General features: G+C 73.6%; 13 protein-coding genes. 9 read left to right on the plus strand and 4 right to left on the minus strand.

Annotation, left to right across the window (positions count from 1 at the left end; all coding sequences use genetic code 11):
- Positions 1-7: 7 nt before the first annotated feature.
- The 5 genes from solA to N8I86_RS07795 are packed head-to-tail and all read left to right on the plus strand — an operon-like array spanning position 8 to position 6,966.
- Positions 8-1,192, plus strand: coding sequence for an N-methyl-L-tryptophan oxidase (gene solA / locus N8I86_RS07775; RefSeq protein WP_263277463.1), 1,185 nt, complete (start codon positions 8-10; stop codon positions 1,190-1,192).
- The gene (locus N8I86_RS07780; protein WP_263277464.1) at positions 1,189-2,319 is read left to right on the plus strand and encodes an aromatic ring-hydroxylating oxygenase subunit alpha; all 1,131 of its coding nucleotides are present in this window, start codon (positions 1,189-1,191) and stop codon (positions 2,317-2,319) included. Before solA ends, N8I86_RS07780 begins: the two co-directional genes overlap by 4 nt.
- Positions 2,312-3,778 (plus strand): aldehyde dehydrogenase family protein, encoded by a 1,467-nt coding sequence (locus N8I86_RS07785; protein WP_263277465.1) that lies wholly within the window; start codon positions 2,312-2,314, stop codon positions 3,776-3,778. Before N8I86_RS07780 ends, N8I86_RS07785 begins: the two co-directional genes overlap by 8 nt.
- Before the next feature lie 19 nt (positions 3,779-3,797).
- On the plus strand, positions 3,798-5,369 hold the full coding sequence (locus tag N8I86_RS07790) for an APC family permease (protein ID WP_263277466.1): 1,572 nt from the start codon (positions 3,798-3,800) through the stop codon (positions 5,367-5,369).
- A 31-nt stretch (positions 5,370-5,400) separates the two neighbouring features.
- On the plus strand, positions 5,401-6,966 hold the full coding sequence (locus N8I86_RS07795; protein ID WP_263277467.1) for a GMC family oxidoreductase: 1,566 nt from the start codon (positions 5,401-5,403) through the stop codon (positions 6,964-6,966).
- 42 nt (positions 6,967-7,008) lie between these two features.
- Here the strand turns inward: N8I86_RS07795 and N8I86_RS07800 are convergent, their stop codons facing one another.
- From N8I86_RS07800 to N8I86_RS07815, 4 genes are all read right to left on the minus strand, one after another.
- Positions 7,009-11,670, minus strand: coding sequence for a hypothetical protein (locus tag N8I86_RS07800; RefSeq protein WP_263277468.1), 4,662 nt, complete (start codon positions 11,668-11,670; stop codon positions 7,009-7,011).
- 38 nt (positions 11,671-11,708) lie between these two features.
- Positions 11,709-12,599 (minus strand): hypothetical protein, encoded by an 891-nt coding sequence (locus N8I86_RS07805; protein ID WP_073899252.1) that lies wholly within the window; start codon positions 12,597-12,599, stop codon positions 11,709-11,711.
- 31 nt (positions 12,600-12,630) lie between these two features.
- A complete protein-coding gene (locus tag N8I86_RS07810; protein ID WP_263277469.1) occupies positions 12,631-14,160 on the minus strand; it encodes a hypothetical protein in 1,530 nt (509 codons plus the stop codon).
- Between the two features lie 84 nt (positions 14,161-14,244).
- A complete protein-coding gene (locus tag N8I86_RS07815) occupies positions 14,245-14,946 on the minus strand; it encodes a GntR family transcriptional regulator (RefSeq protein WP_123438561.1) in 702 nt (233 codons plus the stop codon).
- 127 nt (positions 14,947-15,073) lie between these two features.
- Between N8I86_RS07815 and N8I86_RS07820 the strand changes: the two genes are divergently transcribed.
- The 4 genes from N8I86_RS07820 (at position 15,074) to N8I86_RS07835 (ending at position 18,693) form a co-directional block, all read left to right on the plus strand.
- Positions 15,074-16,393 (plus strand): MFS transporter, encoded by a 1,320-nt coding sequence (locus N8I86_RS07820; protein ID WP_263277470.1) that lies wholly within the window; start codon positions 15,074-15,076, stop codon positions 16,391-16,393.
- Positions 16,390-17,229 (plus strand): putative hydro-lyase, encoded by an 840-nt coding sequence (locus tag N8I86_RS07825; RefSeq protein WP_123438559.1) that lies wholly within the window; start codon positions 16,390-16,392, stop codon positions 17,227-17,229. The genes N8I86_RS07820 and N8I86_RS07825 overlap by 4 nt, the downstream gene beginning before the upstream one ends.
- 91 nt (positions 17,230-17,320) lie before the next feature.
- Positions 17,321-18,079, plus strand: coding sequence for a LamB/YcsF family protein (locus N8I86_RS07830; protein ID WP_263277471.1), 759 nt, complete (start codon positions 17,321-17,323; stop codon positions 18,077-18,079).
- Entirely contained in the window at positions 18,076-18,693 is a 618-nt protein-coding gene (locus tag N8I86_RS07835) for a 5-oxoprolinase subunit B family protein (RefSeq protein ID WP_263277472.1), read from the plus strand. Before N8I86_RS07830 ends, N8I86_RS07835 begins: the two co-directional genes overlap by 4 nt.
- Positions 18,694-18,706 lie beyond the last annotated feature (13 nt).

An 18,706-nucleotide genomic window follows, 5' to 3' on the forward strand; every position in this document is an offset into this window, starting at 1 on the left:
AGGCCCCGTGTCACCGTCCTACGACGTCGTCGTCATCGGTCTCGGCGGCATGGGCGGCGCCGCCGCCCACCACCTGTCCGCGCGCGGCGCCCGCGTCCTCGGCCTGGAGCGGTTCGGTCCGGTGCACAGCCGCGGCTCCAGCCACGGCGGTTCCCGCATCACCCGGCAGTCGTACTTCGAGGACCCGGCGTACGTACCGCTGCTGCTGCGCGCCTACGAGCTGTACGAGGACCTCGCGCGTGCCACCGGCCGGGAGATCGCCCTGCTCTGCGGCGGGGTGATGGTCGGGCGCCCGGAGTCGCGGACCGTCGCCGGCTCCCTGCGGTCGGCGGAGCGGTGGGACCTGCCGCACGAGATGCTGGACGCGAAGGAGATCCGCCGTCGCTTCCCGACCCTGACTCCGGACGACGACGAGGTGGCGCTGTACGAGTCGCGGGCCGGTCTGCTCCGGCCCGAGAACACGGTCGCCGCCCACCTCCAGCTGGCCACCCGGCAGGGCGCCGCGCTGCACTTCGAGGAACCGGTGCTGCGCTGGGAGCCGTACCGCGACGGTGTGCGCGTGCACACGGCCGAGAACACGTACACGGCCGACCACTTGGTGATCTGCCCCGGCGCGTGGGCGCCGCGGCTCCTCGCCGACGTGGGGGTGCCGGTCACCGTCGAGCGGCAGGTCATGTACTGGTTCCAGCCGAGGGGCGGCACCGGTCGGTTCGTGCCCGAGCGGCACCCGGTCTACATCTGGGAGGACGCGGCAGGGGTCCAGGTGTACGGCTTCCCGGCCATCGACGGCCCCGAAGGGGGCGCCAAGGTCGCCTTCTTCCGCAAGGGCCGCGTCACCACGCCGGAGACCATCGACCGGACCGTGCACGACGACGAGGTCACGGCGATGGCGGAGCACATGGCCCGCTGCGTCCCGGATCTGCCCGGCACCTTCCTCAAGGCCGCCACCTGCATGTACTCCACCACGCCCGACGAGCACTTCGTGATCGCCCGGCACCCGGTCCACCCGGAGTCGGTGACCGTCGCCTGCGGGTTCTCGGGGCACGGCTTCAAGTTCGTCCCGGTCGTCGGCGAGATCCTGGCCGACCTGGCCCTGACCGGCTCCACCGCGCACCCGATCGGCCTGTTCGACCCCGCCCGCCTCGCGGCCGCGCCCGCCCGGGACTCATCCGAACGAGGAGCACGCCCGTGACGACGTCCCCGATCTCCCCGAGCCTCGTCGCGACGCTGCCGGGCCGCTACTACACCGACCCGGACGTCTTCCGGCAGGAACAGGAGGCCGTTTTCGAGTCCCTGTGGTTCTGCGCGGTCCGCAGCGCCGACCTGGCCGGGCCGGGCGCCTTCCGTACGGTCCAGGTGGGCCGCGAGAGCGTCCTGGTCACCCGCAGCCGGACCGGTGGGCTGCGCGCGTACCTCAACGTGTGCCGGCACCGGGGGGCCCGGCTGTGCACCGAGGAGTCCGGCCAGGTGCGGCGCAGCCTGCAATGCCCGTACCACGCATGGACGTACGACCTCGACGGCAGGTTGATCGCCGCACCCAACTTGATCAAGATGCCGGACGTCGACCGGGTCGCGTACGGGTTGATCAAGGTGGCTCTGCGCGAATGGCTCGGCTACGCGTGGGTGTGCCTCGCCGACGCGCCGCCCTCCTTCGAGGACACGGTGATGGGGGCCGCCGTCGAACGGCTCGGCGACGCGGCCGCGATCGAGCACTACGGCACGGACAACCTGGCGCTCGGCAGACGCATCACCTATGACGTGAGGGCCAACTGGAAGCTGATCGTCGAGAACTTCATGGAGTGCTACCACTGCGCGACGATCCACCCGGAACTCACCGAGGTGCTGCCGGAGTTCGCGGACGGGTACGCGGCGCAGTACTACGTGGGCCACGGCGCGCGGTTCGGCGCGGAGGTCCAGGGCTTCACGGTGGACGGCAGCGCGGGCTTCACCCGGCTGCCCGAGCTGGCCGAGGAGCAGGACCGCCGCTACTACGCCCTCACGGTCAAGCCGACGGTGTTCGTCAACCTCGTGCCCGACCACGTCATCCTGCACCGCATGTTCCCGCTGGCCGAGGACCGCACGGTCGTGGAGTGCGACTGGCTGTACGCGCCGGAGGTGGTGGCGTCGGGCGCGGACGTGTCCAAGTCGGTGGAGCTGTTCCACCGCGTCAACGTCCAGGACTTCGCGGCCTGCGAGCGCACCCAGCCGGCGATGTCCTCTCGCGCGTACCGCGACGGCGGTGTGCTGGTCCCCAACGAGCATCACATCGGGATCTTCCACGAGTGGCTGCTGGACCGGCTGGGAGGCTCCCGTGCCTGACCTCTTCGTCGACGGAGTGTGGCGGGGCGCCCTGGACGGGCGCACCCGGGAGATCCGCTGTCCCGCCGACGGCTCCCTGGTCGGGGTCGTGGACGAGGCCGGCGGCAAGGACACGGTGGAGGCCATCGCGGCGGCCCGGCGGGCCTTCGACACCGGCCCCTGGCCGCGTACGGCGCCCTCGGAGCGCGGGGATCTGCTGCTGCGGGTCGCGGATCTCCTGCTGCGCGACAAGGACGCCCTGGCCCGCGCCGAGTCCCTGGACACGGGCAAGCGGCTGGTGGAGAGCGCCTACGACGTCGACGACGTCGTCGGCTGCTTCCGCTACTTCGGGCGGCTGGCCGCGTGCGAGAGCGGGCGGGTGATCGACACCGGCCGGGACGGTGTCGACAGCCGGGTGGTGCACGAGCCCGTCGGCGTGTGCGCCCTGATCACGCCCTGGAACTACCCGTTGCTGCAGACCGCGTGGAAGGTCGCCCCGGCGCTGGCGGCGGGGAACACCTTCGTGCTCAAACCGAGCGAGCTGACCCCGCACACCGCGATCCATCTGCTTCGGCTGCTGGCGGAGGCGGGACTGCCGGCGGGTGCAGGGAACCTGGTGCTGGGCGCGGGTCCGGTGGCGGGCGCCCCGCTCGGCGACCATCCGGACGTCGACCTGGTCTCCTTCACCGGTGGCCTGGCGACCGGGCGCCTGCTGATGGCGGCCGCGGCCGGCACGGTGAAGAAGGTCGCGCTCGAACTCGGCGGCAAGAACCCGAACATCGTCTTCGCCGACGCCGATTTCGAGGCGGCGGTCGACATGGCGCTGACCGCCGTCTTCCTGCATTCCGGCCAGGTGTGCTCCGCCGGGGCCCGGCTGCTGGTGGAGGACTCGCTGCACGAGCGGTTCACGGCCGAGGTGGTCCGGCGGGCGCGGGGCATCCGGCCGGGTGGCCCGTTCGACGAGCGGGCGCGGACCGGGCCGCTGATCTCGGCGGCCCACCGGGCGAAGGTCGAGGCGTACGTGGCGCGGGGGCTCGCGGAGGGTGCGGTGCTGCGCTGCGGCGGCGCCCGGCCCTCCGGACCCGGCCTCGACGAGGGTTTCTACTACCTGCCGACCGTCCTGGACGCGTGCACGAGCGGGATGTCGGTGGTCCGGGAGGAATCCTTCGGACCGGTGCTGACCGTCGAGCGGTTCACCACCGAGGAGGAGGCCGTGCGCCTCGCCAACGACACGGTCTACGGCCTCGCGGGTGCCGTCTGGACCCGCGACGAGGGCCGGGCCGCCCGGGTCGCGGCGGGGCTGCGTCTCGGCACGGTCTGGATCAACGACTACCACCCGTACGTGCCGCAGGCCGAGTGGGGTGGTTACAAGCAGTCCGGGTTCGGGCGTGAACTCGGACCGGCGGGGCTCGCCGAGTACCGCGAGACGAAACACATCTGGCGCAACACGGCGCCGGCACCACAGGGCTGGTTCGACTGACAGCCAGAGGAGTCCGCTCATGACGACCACCGAGCAATCGCCAGGCCCGCACCACCGGGACGACGCCGAACTCGCCGAGTTCGGCTACCGGCCCGAACTCAAACGCACTCTGGGCACCTTCCACACCTTCGCGGCCGGGATCAGCTACATCTCCATCCTCACCGGCACCTTCCAGTTGTTCTACTTCGGTTACGGCAGCGGCGGCCCCGCCTACTGGTGGTCGTGGCCCCTGGTGTTCGGCGGTCAGTTCGCGGTGGCCCTGTGCTTCGCGGAACTGGCCGCCCGCTACCCGGTGGCCGGTTCGGTCTACAACTGGTCGAAGAAGATCGGCAATCCGCATCTCGGCTGGCTCGCCGGGTGGATGATGCTGATCGCGTCGATCGTGTCCATCGCGGCGGTCGCCCTCGCCTACCAGCTGACACTGCCGCAGATCTCCGCCAGGTTCCAGTTCGTCGGGGACGGCACCGGCACGTACGACGTGGCGACCAACGCCGTCGTCCTGGCAGCCGTGTTGATCCTGTTCACCACGCTGGTCAACGCGTTCGGCGTCAAGCTCATGGCGACGATCAACACGGCCGGCGTGTTCATCGAGCTGATCGCCACCGTCGTACTGATCGTCCTGTTCGCCGTCCACATCGTCCGCGGTCCGCAGGTCGTCATGCAGACGAACCACACCGGCGCGGGGTACTCGGCCGGCTACCTCGGCGCCTTCCTCGTGGCCTCCCTGGCGTCGGCGTACGTCATGTACGGCTTCGACACGGCCGCCTCGCTCGGCGAGGAGTCCCTGGACCCGTCGCGCAACGCCCCGCGCGCCATCATCCGCGCGATCGTCGCCTCCTTCGTCCTGGGCGGCCTGGTGCTGTTGCTCGCCCTGATGAGCGTCTCCAGCCTCAAGGGCGACAAGCTGTCCACGGACGGGCTGCAGTTCGTGGTGCTCGACGTGCTCGGGCCGACGGCCGGCAAGGCGATGCTCTGGTGCGTGCTGATCGCGGTCACGGTGTGCGCGCTGGCCGTGCACACGGCGGCGATCCGGCTCGCCTTCGCGATGGCCCGGGACAACAACCTGCCCGCGTCCTCGCTGATGGCCCGGGTCAGCCCCCGTTTCCGGACCCCGGTCCTGCCGGCCGTGATCATCGGTGTGCTGGCGCTGGCGATCCTCGTGGTCAACATCCGCCAGCCGCAGATCTTCACGGTCGTCACCAGCATCGGCATCATCATGATCTACCTCGCCTACCTGGGCGTCACCGCGCCCATGCTGGTGGCCCGGCTGCGCGGAAAGTGGCAGCCGGCGGGCGGGGGCAGGTTCTCGCTGGGCCGCTGGGGGCTGCCGGTCAACATCGTCGCGGTGGTGTGGGGCGCCGCCATGACGGTCAACCTGATCTGGCCCCGCACCGCGGTCTACAACGCGAGCGCCCCCCACCACTGGTACCTGCGCTGGGGCGCGGTGCTGTTCGTCGCGGTCATCGCGGGCGGCGGCTTCGCCTACTACTGGTTCGTCCAGCGCCACCGCACCGGCGTCCTCGCCGAGCACCGCTCCGAGGTGCCGCCCGGCGCGCCCGCCTCCCCCCTCGCCGCTCCGGCGTCCGACTGATTTCCCCGTTCCCGGCCGGCCAGGAGGTCGTATGAGCATCGACGAGTTCGACTACGTGGTGGTGGGCGGCGGAACCGCGGGCAACGTCGTGGCGGCCCGCCTCTCCGAGGACCCCGCGGTGACGGTGTGCCTGCTGGAGGCGGGCCCGAGCGACGTCGGCGACGACGCCGTGCTGCGGCTGGAGCGCTGGATGGGCCTGCTGGAGTCCGGGTACGACTGGGACTACCCGGTCGAACCGCAGGCCACCGGCAACAGTTTCCTGCGGCACGCGCGCGCGAAGGTGCTGGGCGGCTGCTCCTCGCACAACTCGTGCATCGCCTTCTGGGCGCCGGCGGAGGACCTGGACGACTGGGCGGCCCGGGGCTGCACGGGCTGGAGCGCGGCCGACCTGTTCCCGCTGTACCGGCGGCTGGAGAACAACGACGCGCCCGGCGACCACCACGGCCGCACCGGCCCCGTCAGGCTGCGCACGCTGAAGGGCGGCGACCCGTGCGGTGCGGCGCTGCTGGAGGCGTGTGCACAGGCCGGCATCCCGACGGTCCCGTTCAACACCGGCAGGACCGTGGTGCGCGGGGCGAACTGGTTCCAGATCAACTCGGACGAGAACAACGTCCGTCAGTCCTCGTCGGTGGCCTATCTCCACCCCGTGCTCGGCAAACGCCCCCGTCTCGACGTCCGGACCGGGGTGCGGGCCCGGAAGCTGATGCTGGAGGGGCGCAGGTGCGTGGGCGCCGAGTACCTGGACCCCGATCTGGTGCACACCCGCACGGTGCGGGCGCGGCGCGAGGTGATCCTCTCCTGCGGCTCGATCGACTCCCCGAAGCTGCTGATGCTGTCGGGCATCGGCCCGGCCGCCCATCTGCGGGAGGTCGGTGTGGACGTGGTCGTCGACGCGCCGGGCGTCGGCGAGAACCTCCAAGACCACCCCGAGGGCGTGATCATGTGGGAGGCGAAGCAGCCGATGACCACCACGTCCAGCCAGTGGTGGGAGGCGGGCGTCTTCTACGACACCGAACCCGGCCTCGACCGGCCCGACCTGATGTTCCACTACGGCTCGGTGCCGTTCGACATGAACACCGCCCGCTGGGGCTACCCCACGTCGGAGAACGCGTTCTGTCTGACGCCGAACGTGACGAGGGCGAGGTCGCGCGGCACGGTACGGCTGCGGACCCGGGACTACCGGGACAAACCGAAGGTGGATCCCCGGTACTTCACGCACGAGCACGACGTGCGGGTGATGACGTACGGGCTGAGGCTGGCGCGCCGTATCGCGGCCCAACCCGCGCTGAGCGGCTGGGCAGGCGCGGAACTGGCGCCGGGGCCCGACGTCCGGACGGACGACGAACTGCTGGACTACATCCGCCGGACGCACAACACCGTCTACCACCCGTCGTGCACCGTGCGCATGGGAGCGGACGACGACCCCGCGGCACCGCTCGACGCGCGGCTGCGGGTCAAGGGCGTCGAGGGGCTGCGGGTGGCCGACGGGTCGGTGATGCCGGACCTGATCACCGTCAACCCGTGCATCACGACGATGATGATCGGCGAGAAGTGCGCGGACCTCCTGAAGGAGGACGCGCACCGACTCGGCACCTGAGGCCGCGGGCGCGGCTGCCGGACGGCGGCCGCGCCCGCGCCCTCACGCCGTGCTGCCTGCCGGCTTCTTGTACATCCGGGTCGCCGTGATCTCGCTGTGCACCGCCTCGCCCGTCCGCGGCTGCTCCGGCAGGCCGGGCCTCAGGTGCTCCTCCACGCTGATGTACTTCAGGCCCGCCCTGAGGTCGGCGTCGTTGCGCAGACGGATGACCAGCGGGAACTCGGCCAGCGCCGTCGTGTCAAACAGGCCGGTGGTGTAGAGCAGCTGGACGCCCAGCGCGTCCGACACGGCCCGCTGGAGCTCCAGCAGGTAGGTGGCGTTGGCGCGGCCGATGGGGTTGTCCAGGAAGAGCGTGCCCGCGTGCCGCTGCTTGTCGCGGCCCCGGTCGTTCGAGCGCAGTGCGGCCATCGTGCAGTACAGGGCGATGGCCGCGGTGAGCAGCTGGCCGCCGGAGAAGACGTCGCCCATCTGGCCGACGGGGACGCGTTCGGCGCGCAGGACCGCGTCCGGCTTGAGGATCTCGACGGCGACGCCCTTCGGCTGGAGGGCCGCCCCGACACCGCGCAGCAGCAGGGACATGCCGTCGCGGCGCAGGTCGGAGTTCTTCTTCACGGCCGCGCGCGTGGCGTCGTCGATGACCTCGCCGAGCCGTTCGGTGAGCGTGGCCTGGTCGGGCTCCTCGAAGCGGATGCGCAGGAACTCCTGCCCGGACCATTCGCCGAGGCCCTCGGGCAGCCGGGAGAGCCGCTGGGCGGACCGCAGTGTCGCCAGCGCGGACTCCACGAGTCCGCGCAGCCGGTCCACGATCGAGTCGCGGTTGCGCTCCAGCTGGGCGAGTTCGTCCGTCAGGACGCGCAGCCGGGGCGCGAAGGCGTCCGCCCACTTCTGGGCGTGCTCGGGCAGCGCGGCGGCGGGCAGTTCGCGGATCTGCTGCCGGGCGGGCGTGCGGACCTGTTCGTAGCGTGTGGAGTTGGCGTGGCGGACGAGGACGTCGCTCGCCTCGCGCACGCCGGTCTCGGCGGCGGACAGGTCGGCGGCACAGCCGCGCAGGGAGCGGCGGGCCTCGGCGGCGGAGTGCCGGGCCTCCTCCAGGCTGCCGGGGTACGGCTCCGGCTCCTCCTGCTCCTCGTCGGGGGTGTGCTCGCGGAGCAGGTCGCGGAGCATCGCGGCGATCTCGTCGAAGCCGCCGGCCGCGTCCTCGGCGGCGCGGTGGGCCTCCAGCAGCTCCGCGTGCGCCTCGCGGGCCCCGGCCAGCGCCTCGGCGCGGGCCGCGAGTTCGGCCGTGGCCGTGCGCAGCAGCGCCTGGGCGTGCTCGGCGTCGCGCGGGAGGAGTTCCTCGGGCAGCTCGGTGTGCGTCTCGGCGTCCTCGGGCGCGTGCCGCTCCGCTTCGCCGCGCAGCCGGCCGAGCTGCTCGCTCGCGGTCGACATCCGGGTCTCCAGGAGCTGCACCAGTTCCTCGGCGCGGGCGGCGGCCGCCTGCCGGGAGGGTCCGTCGGAGCCGTCGGGCGACTGGAGCAGCTGCTCGGCCCGGGTGCGCACCTTGTTGCTGAGCCGGTCGAGTTCGGCGCGGGCGGCGCTCTCGTCGCTCTCCGCGCGGGCCTGCTCGGCCCGCAGGTCGGCGCCGACGCCGACCTTCTCGTACACCTGGGAGGCGGCCCGGTAGGCCTCGCGCAGAGCGGGCAGGGACGCCTCGGGGGCGTCCGCGCCGTCGTCCGGTACGTCGTCGGGGGCGCCCGCGATCTCGGAGCGCTCGGCACGCAGGGCGCGCGCGGTGCGGCGGGCGTCGTCGGCGGCGCGCTGGGCGCCCCTGCGGTCCTCGTCGGCGGCGCGGGCGCGGTCCAGGCAGGTCTGGGCGCGGGCCTCGGACTCGGTGGCCTCGTCGGCGAGTTCGCGCAGCTTGGCCTGCCAGCCGGCGCGTTCGCGGAGCCGGAAGGCGAGTCCGGCCAGGGCGTCGGCGGCGCGGCGGGCCTTCTGGGCGGTCTCCTGCCGTTCGTCGCGGATCTGCGCGGCCTCGGCGGCGGCCTCGTCGGCCTCCGCGCGTGCGGTCCGTGCCTCGGCGAGTTCGGCCTCGGCCTCCTCGGCGAAGGCGCGGGCCTCCTCGGCGGCGCGGGTCAGTTCGGTGAGGCGCCCCGCGGGGCAGCCGGTGCGCCAGGAGGCGAGCCGGGCGGCCAGTTCACGGTCCTTGCCGAGGCGGGTGGCGAGGGTGCGGATCTCCTCGTCGCGTTCGCCGGCCCGCGCGCGCAGGGCCTGCCGTTCCTCGTCGGCGGCGTGCTCGTCGTGCATGGCCGGGTTCGGCGGTACGAGGAAGACGTCGCCGGGGCCGGCGTCGTCGGCGGGGGTCGGGGCGAGCAGGGCCGCGGCCGTGCCGACGGCCACGGCGGAGCGGGGCAGCAGGGCGGCGTCACCGAGGGCCTCGCGGGCACGCGCGTGGGTGTCGGGGTCGGTGATGATCACGCCGTCGACGAGTTCGGGGCGGGCGGCGAGCACCCGCGCGTGGTCGGCGGGGGCGACGGCCTGGGCGAGGTAGCGCCAGCCGGGCAGCGCGGGGATGCCGTGCTCGCCGAGGAACTCGACGGTGGCCAGGACGTCGGGGCCGGGCGGCAGCAGTCCGCCGTCACCGAGGGCGCCGAGGATCCGGGAGTCGTCGGCGGCCGCGGTGCGGAGTTCGAAGAGGTGCCGTTCGGCGGCGGACACGGCGTCGTCGAGGAGGGCGCGCAACTCGTCGGCGAACCGGTCGAGTTCCTCGGCGGTGAGCGGGCTCTCGGCCGGTGCCGCCGGGTCCGCGGCCGGCGTGTGCGGTGCGCCGTCGTCCGCTCCGGTCCTGGGGGCGGGCACGCCCACGCGTACCGCCCCGGGTGCGCCCGGCAGGCTCAGCAGTTCCGCCAGCCGCTCCTCGGTGGCCAGCGACTCGGCCAGGCGCCGCTCGGCCTCGTGGGCGCGCTCGGCAGCCGTACCGGCGTCGGCCGCGCGGGCCGCCGTCAGCTCGGCGCGGGACTCGGCGGAGGCCGCCTCGCGCGCGTGCTCGGTGGTCCTGCGGGCGGCCTCGCGGGCCGCGTCCCAGGCAGCCACGGCGGTCTTCTCGGCGTCGCTGGCGGCGAGCGCGGCGCGCGCCGGGTCGGCGTCCGGGGAGCTGTCGTCCAGCCAGCCGGCGCGGACGGCCTCGGCGGTCTCCTGCTCGACCTCGGTGAGGCGCTGGCGCAGGTGGCCGGCCTCGCTGCGGGCGCGCTGCGCCTCGGTGGCGGCGGAGGTGGAGTCCCGGTAGGCGGAGTCGCTGACCTCCTGGAGGGCGGCGGAGCGCTCCTCCTCCTCGTTGGCGAGGGCCTCGGCGCTCTCCGCGGCCGCCTGCAGGGCCCGTACGAGGTCCACGGCCGCCTTGGCGCGGGCCGCGAGCGCGGGGGCCGCGTCGCGTTCGGCCTCCCGGATGGCGGCGGACACGCGCGCGGCGCGGTCGGCGGCGGCGCGGTGGCGCAGTACGACTTCCGCGGCCTGCCAGGCGGAGTGCAGGGTGCGGGCTTCGGCGAGCTCGCGCTTCTGCGCCGCGGCGGACTTCTCGGCGGCGGCGAGCGCCAGCGAGGCGTGCCGGTAGGCGAGTTCGGCGGCGATCAGGGCGCTGCGCTCGCGTGCGCCTTCGGAGTGGGTCACGGTGTACGCGGCGGCGGTGACCCGCTGGGCGAGGTCGGCGGCGCGTACCCGTTCCCGTACGGCCCGCGCGGACAGCCGCCGGGCCAGTGTGCGGGTACGGCGCTCGGCGCCGGCGTGGATCTCACGCGCGCGTCCGCGGGCGTCGGCGGCCTCGACGATGCGTCCGAGCAGGTCGACCGAGCCCGCGGTGAAGTCGCGTTCGGCGATCAGTTCGGCGCGCCGGCCGAGCTTGTTGCCGAAGCCGCTGACGAGGTCGGCGAGGCCGTCGGTGTCGCGGGTGTCGGTGACCGCGCGCAGCAGCAGGTCCGTGAAGTCGGAGTCCTTCTTGACCGCGAAGAGACCGGCCGCCTCGCCCTCGTCGGCGTTCATCTCGCGCTGGTAGCGGAAGAGTTCGGGGTCGAGGCCGAGGTCGCCGAGGTGCTCGATCCAGCGGTCGTGGGTCTCCTCCCAGTGCACTTCGAGGTGCGGGTAGGCCTTGCCGGCCTCCGTGAGGGCGTCGCGGAAGCCCTTCATGGTGCGGCGGCGGCCCCGGGCACCGGAGGTGCCCTCGACGGGCGGCCGTACGGCGGTGGACTCGGCCACGGGCAGGTTGTCCAGGCTGAGTCCGGGGCCGGGCCGGAACGAGTACCAGGCCTCGGCGAACTTCCGCGGGTCGTTGGAGACCTGCCGGCCGCGCCACTCGCTGGCCTTGCCGACGACGACGCACTCGCCGGTCTGCACGTGCTGCCACTCCAGGGCCACGTGCCCGCAGTCGTCGGCGAGCAGGAACTTGCGCAGCACGCCGGAGCTGGCGCCGCCGAGGGTGTTGCGGTGGCCCGGCAGCATCACCGAGAAGATCAGCTTGAGCAGGACGGACTTGCCGCCGCCGTTCTCCAGGAACAGCACGCCCGCGGGGGCCGGCCGGCGCGGCGGTCCGGACGGCTCCTCCGCGAAGAACTCTGCCTGGGTGGGCGCCGGGTCGGGCACGGGCTCGCCCACGCCCCGCAGGTCAAGCACGGTGTCGGCGTAGCGCGCACCGGCGGGACCGATGGAGTAGAGGCGGACCCGGGACAGCTCGTACATGGCGGACTCTCGTCAGTCTTCTTTGCGGTGCGGGGGGTTCAGGGGTGCGAGGGCGCGTGGAACGGCAGCCCGGCGTCGGCCACCAGTTCCAGGTCGTCGGTGTCCTCGGCGGGCAGCAGGCTGGCCGTGCCGTCGGTGACCGGGACGACGCCCAGCTCCAGCAGTTCGGCCATGGCGGCGCTGCCGGCCAGGTCGCGGACCTGGAGCTGGTAGCGGGCCGTGGTGCGGTAGGTGCCGCCGTTGTCGTCGCCGGTGCGCTGGAGGAAGCCCGAGTCGGTGAGGAAGGCCACCGCCTTCGCGACCATGCCGGTGGTGGAGGCGGCCGGGCGGCGGGCGTCCTTGGTGGCGCCGGTGGCGCTGCGGCGGGCCCAGATCCGCCAGGCGGCCTCCAGACCGGGGGCGTCCGTCGCGGGGTCGGTGTTCACGCCCTGTTCCTCGGCGCGCTCCTCCAGGCGCCGGCAGGCCTGCCGGACGAAGGCGTCGACGCCGTTGACCGAGACACGGCCGATGTAGGTGTCGTCGGCGAGGTCCTCGGGGCGCGGGAACGCCAGGGCGGCGACGGCGAGATGGGCGAGTCCGTGCAGGAAGCGGTCGCCGGCGTCGGCGGCGGTGCGACGCGCGTAGTCGCCCATGCGGACGGCGAACACCGAGTCCTCGGCGGCGGTCACGGCCATGCCGGCGCGCGGGGACACCTCCAGCACGACGAGTCCCAGGCCTGCGGCGACCGCGTCCGCGAGCCGCGCGAAGGGCGGGTCGTCGCGGTAGCGGCGCAGCAGCTCCGCGTACTCCTGGTCGCGGGCGGGCTGCAGTTTGGGCTGCAGTCCGAAGGCGACGAGCCGCGCCGCGTCGGCGGCGTCGGCGGGGGTGACGGCGGCGGATGCCGACGGGGCCGGGGCCTCCGTGTCACTCCACTCGACGTGCTCGCTCACGGCGTTGACTCCTTGTCGCATTCTCGGTCACTCATGCTGCTTCCGTCCTGTCGGCCGCCATCCCCGCCGCGTCCAGCAGGGCCGTCCCGACGATCAGGTCCGCGCCGCCGAACTCGGGGTCGTCCAGCTCCGTCCCGTCGTCCACGGCGAACAGCAGCTTCTCCTCGCCCTGGCGGTAGGCGGTGCCGACCGCGGGGCTGGCCGCGTGGACCGCCAGCAGGGCGACGAGGTAGGCCAGCTCGGGGTCGCCCGTCCGGCGTGCCTCGGAGAGCAGCCCGGACAGTCTCCGGGGCGCGTCCGCCGGGAGGTCCAGCAGGTCCGTCGCGGTGGCCAGCTGCTCCTCGCTGAACCGGCTGTCGTCCGGTGTGGCGATCAGGTCCGGCTCGGGCATCTCCGCGCCCAGGTGCTCCCGCTCCACCGGCGGCGTCAGCAGTATGTCGACCAGGTCGGCGACGCGCACCGACACCGGTGTGCGCAGGCCGGTGCCGTGCGCGAAGAACGCGTCCGTGACCCGGGTCGCCTGCTCCAGGGGCAGCGGCAGGAGGGGGGCGACGAGGTGGCCGTAGAGATCCGTACCGGAGGTCGTCGCGGGGGTGGCGAAGGCCTGCCGGTCCTGCTCCGCGCGGAACAGCGGGCCGGCCTCCAGCAGGCGCGACTGGAGCTGGGTGTGGCGCCGGATGCAGTCCTTGACGATGTCGACCAGCTCGGCGGCGCGGCGCTTGTGCTCGGCGTCCTCGGTCTCGTCCCGGGCCTTGCGGATGTTGGTGAGGATGGCGTTCTCGTGGCGGTAGCGCTCGGCCACGTGGTCCAGGGCCTCGGCGATCATGTCGGGCACGGCGCCCAGCCAGTCCACCGCGCGGACGTTGCGCCGGGTGGCGTCGAGGGCTCGGCGCAGGGTTTCGGAGTACTGCACCGTGCGGTAGCGGGCCTGCTCGGCGGCGAGCTGGGCGTCGGCGAGACGGCCGCGGTTGATCAGCACCTCGAGCTTGACCTCGGCGGCGATCTGGGCGCTGGTGACATCCGTGTCGAGGGCGCCGACCAGGACGTTGACCGCCTCGTCGGTGGTGCGCAGGTAGACCGTGCCGCCGGGGCCGGGGACCTCTTCGATCAGTTTGAAGTCGTAGTCCCGCCGGACGTAGCTGCCGTCCGGCGCGAAGGTGCCGTAGACCGCGCGGAAGCCGCGGTCTACGCTGCCGACGTTGATCAGGTTCTCCAGGACCCAGCGGGCCACGCGCTCGTGCTCGGCGGTGGGGCGGTGCGGGGCCTGGGCGCCGATGCGCGGGACGAGCCGGGCCACGATCTGCTCGTGGTCGGCGCCGGTGTCGAAGTCCATGTTGAGCGTGACCAGGTCGATGGCGGCCAGTGCCACCTCGGCCATCCCGTACACCGAGTACTCGCCGGCCAGGTTGGCCTTGCGCGCGTCGAGGTCGTGCAGCGGCGCGGTGCAGGCGAGCGCGCGCAGCCGGCGCGCCAGCCCCTCGTCGGCGGCCGGGCCCGGCGCCGGGCGCGGCCCCGCGCTGAGCTGGGGCGGAACGCTGTCCGTCGATGCAGGCGAAGTCACGGTGCACAGACTAGGTCCTCGGTCTGACATCGACCCAAACGAGAGGCTCCGCCGGTTTGGCCCCCCGCCCGGAGCCGGGCGCTCCTACTCGGCGCCCTCTTCGCCGACCCGGCGGCGGTACACCTCGACCACGCGTTCCAGGGAGTCCGCGAGGTAGGTCTGCAGCAGGTGTTCCGCGGTCGTCCGCTCACCGGCCTGGAGGGCCTGGAGGATCCGGCGGTTGCGGGCGAGGTACGGCTCGTGCAGCCGGCGCGGGTCGTCGACGACGTGGAAGGCCAGCCGCAGCTCGGCGAAGACGCTGCGCATCAGTTCGTCGGTGCGCTCGCTGCCGGCGAGGGCGACCAGTTCCTGATGGAAGTGGATGTTGGCCGTGCCCATCGCTTTCCAGTCATTGTCGGCGGCAGCGGCATCGCCCTCGGCGACCGCGGAGGCCAGTCCGCGCAGCGGGTAGGGCGGCTCGCCCAGGCCGCGGACGACGGCGCACTCGACGAGGGAGCGCGTGCGGTAGATGTCCTCGACGTCCTCGACGGTCAGCACCCGGACGAACACGCCCCGGTTGAGCTCGTGGATCAGCAGGCGCTCGTGCGTGAGCAGCCGGAACGCCTCGCGCAGGGTGTTGCGGGAGACGCCGAGCGCCCCGCCGATCCCGTCCTCCGACAGCCGGGTGCCGGGTGGGAAGTACCCGTCGGCGATGCGGCTCCTGAGGATGTCCGAAACCCGCTCCGCCGTGCTCGTGCGCCCCAGGAGGGCGCGGTCGTCGGCCAGTCCGGCCAGCTGCTCTGCCATGCCCGGAATTCAATCGCACGCACCGGAACGAGACAACGGAGGTATTGAAGGATCGTTGAACGATCCCCTACGGTGCTCCGCACGGCTCACTTCCCCGCACCCTCCGTCCCCCTCCTGCGAGGTGCCCATGAGCACGACACCACCGCCCCGGCCGGCCCCCTCCGGAGTACGGCCGGCGCACCCCGAACGCACCGCCGAGGACGGCGCGTCCGGCTGGCTCCGCGCTCTCGGCCCGCGTGGCCGACGCGCCTTCGCCGGAGCTTTCGGCGGATACGCCCTGGATTCCTACGACTACTTCACCCTGCCGCTGAGCATGGTGGCTCTCTCCGCGTACTTCGGCCTCAGCAAAGGCCAGACCGGCCTGTTCACCACGGTCACCCTGGTGGTGTCCGCGGTCGGCGGCGCCGTGGCAGGGGTGGTCGCGGACCGGGTGGGCCGCGTCCGGGCCCTGATGATCACGGTGATCACGTACGCGGTGTTCACGGTGGCCTGCGGTTTCGCGCCCGACTACGAGACGTTGCTGGTCTTCCGCGCGCTCCAGGGGCTCGGCTTCGGCGGCGAGTGGGCGGTGGGGGCGATCCTGGTCGCCGAGTACGCGAGCGCCCGGCACCGGGGGCGCACGCTCGGCGCGGTGCAGAGCTCCTGGGCGGTCGGCTGGGCGCTGGCCGCGGTCGTCTACACGCTCGTCTTCTCCTTCGTCGGGGACGACCTTGCCTGGCGTGTGATGTTCTGGACCGGCGCGCTGCCCGCGCTGCTGGTGGTGTGGCTGCGGCGCCGGGTCCACGACGCCCCGACGGCGACGGCGGCCCGTGAACAGGACCCGGCGCGGGGCTCGTTCGCGGCGATCTTCCGCCCGGGCCGGAACGGCACTCCGGGTCTGCTGCGCACCACGGTGTTCGCGAGCCTGCTGTCCACGGGCGTGCAGGGCGGCTACTACACGCTGGCCACCTGGGTGCCCACGTACCTGAAGTCCGAGCGCGGCCTGTCGGTCGTCGGCACCGGCGGCTATCTGACGTTCCTGATCTCCGGCGCGTTCCTCGGCTACCTGACCGGCGGCCACCTCACCGACCGGCTCGGCCGGCGGACCAACATCTGGCTGTTCGCGCTGCTTTCGGCGGTGTGCGTCCTCGCGTACGCGAACATCCCGCACGGTGCCGACACCCTGCTGCTGGTGCTCGGCTTCCCGCTCGGTTTCTGCATGTCGGCCATCTTCAGCGGCTTCGGTTCCTATCTGAGCGAGCTGTACCCGACGGCGGTGCGCGGCACCGGCCAGGGCTTCACGTACAACACCGGGCGCGCGGTCGGCGCGGTGTTCCCGACCCTGGTGGGCTTCCTCGCGGACAGCTGGGGCGTGGGCGGTGCGCTGGTCTTCGGGGCGCTCGGCTACGGGCTCGCGGCCCTCGCGCTGCTCGGGCTGCCGGAGACCCGTGGAAGGGAACTGGCGTGACGCGGCCGCACCGTACCGGGGACCGGCCGGTCGCGGCGGCCCGCGAAGACGCGCACGCGTGGAGCCCGGGAACCGCGCGGGCCCGTTTCCGCGAGGGCCTGGCCGGACCCACGGCCGGGGTCGCCGCGGGCCACACGCAGGCCAACCTGATCGCCGTACCCGCCGACTGGGCGTACGACATGCTGCTGTTCTGCCAGCGCAATCCGAAACCCTGCCCGGTGCTCGACGTCACCGACGCCGGCTCCGTGACGACCGTCCTCGCCGAGGGCGCGGACCTGCGCACCGATCTGCCGCGCTACCGGGTGTGGCAGGACGGCGAACTCGTCGACGAGCCGACGGACGCGCGCGCGTACTGGCGGGACGACCTGGTGTCGTTCCTGCTCGGGTGCAGCTTCACCTTCGAGTGGGCGCTGGCCCGGGCGGGCGTGCCGATCCGGCACGTCGAGCAGGGCCGCAACGTGCCGATGTACGCGACCGGCCGCGCGTGCCGCGAGGCGGGCAGGCTGCGCGGCCCGATGGTGGTGTCCATGCGCCCGGTGCCGCCGGAGCACCTGCGCGCCGCGATCCGGGAGAGCAGCCTCCTGCCGGCCGTGCACGGCGGCCCGGTGCACTGCGGAGACCCCGCCGCCCTGGGCATCGCGGACCTGGACCGGCCCGACTTCGGGGACCCGGTCGTCCTCGCGGACGGCGACATCCCGGTGTTCTGGGCCTGCGGGGTGACTCCTCAGGCGGCGGTCATGGCCTCCAGGCCGCCGTTCGCCATCACCCACGCACCGGGGCAGATGTTCCTGACCGACGCCCGTGACGAGCAGTACCGGCTCGTCGGCGTCGACTGACACCGGTGCCGCCGGCCCACGGCCCCGACCGCAGCCGGCCGCACCCGAGAACGCACCCCGAACGCACACGGAGCGGAGACACGAGAGCACCATGACCGCGATCGATCTGAACGCCGACCTCGGCGAGGGCTTCGGCCGCTGGCGGCTGACCGACGACGAACAGCTGCTGTCCGTCGTCACCAGCGCCAACGTGGCCTGCGGGTTCCACGCAGGGGACGCGGCGACCATGCGCCGCGTGTGCGAACTGGCGGCCGCGCGCGGGGTGACGATCGGCGCGCAGGTCTCCTACCGGGACCTCGCCGGGTTCGGGCGGCGCGCGATGGACGTGCCGCCCGCCGAGCTGGCGGCCGAAGTGGCCTACCAGATCGGCGCCCTGGAGGTGTTCGCGCGGGCGGCCGGCGCGCGCGTGGCGTACGTCAAACCGCACGGCGCGCTCTACAACCGGGTCGTGCACGACGAGGAGCAGGCCCGGGCGGTGATCGACGGTGTGCTGCTCGCGGACGCCTCGCTGCCCCTGCTGTGCCTGCCCGGCTCGCGGCTGCTGGAACTGGCCGCCGGGGCGGGGCTGCCGGCCGTCACGGAGGCGTTCGCGGACCGCGCGTACACCGACGAGGGCACGCTGGTGCCCCGGGGCCGGGACGGTGCCGTGGTGACCGATCCGGAGGCCGTCGTGGAGCGCTCGGTGGGCCTCGCACGGTCCGGCGTGGTCACCGCGTACTCCGGCGCGCGCGTACAGGTGCGGGCCCGCTCACTGTGCCTGCACGGCGACACGCCCGGCGCGGTGGACCTGGCCCGCCGGGTGCGCGAGCGGCTGCTGGCGGCCGGGGTACGGGTGGAGGCGTTCGCGTGAGGGCGCTTCCCGTCGGCGACGACGCACTCCTCGTCGAGGTGGCCTCGGGCGAGGAGGCGCAGGCCCTCCACGCCGAGCTGCTGCGGCGCCGCGCGGAGGGCTCGCTGGCCGTGCGCGAGATCGTGCCGGCGGCCCGTACGGTCCTCCTCGACGGCCTGGACGACCCGGTCCGCCGGGCCGCCGAACTGGCCCGCGCCGCGGTGCCCCCGGCGCCGCCCCGCGCGCGTGCGCCGATCGAACTGCCCGTGCGCTACGACGGCCCGGACCTCGCGGAGGTCGCCGCGCACTGGGGCGTGCCCCGCGCGGAGGTGGGCCGCATCCACGCGGGCACCGAATTCACCGTGGCCTTCTGCGGATTCGCACCGGGCTTCGGGTACCTCACCGGACTCCCCGGCCGCTACGACGTGCCGCGCCGGGCCACGCCGCGCACGGCGGTCCCGGCCGGCGCGGTCGCCCTGGCCGGCCCCTACACCGGCGTCTACCCGCGCTCCTCGCCGGGCGGCTGGCAGCTGATCGGTACGACGGACGCCGTGCTGTGGGACCACGCGCGCGTACCGGCCGCCCTGCTGTCACCCGGAGCGCGGGTGCGGTTCGTCCCGGCGGAGGACTCGTGAACGGGCCACGCGC

The sequence above is a fragment of the Streptomyces albidicamelliae genome, assembly GCF_025642175.1.
GTDB lineage: Bacteria > Actinomycetota > Actinomycetes > Streptomycetales > Streptomycetaceae > Streptomyces > Streptomyces albidocamelliae.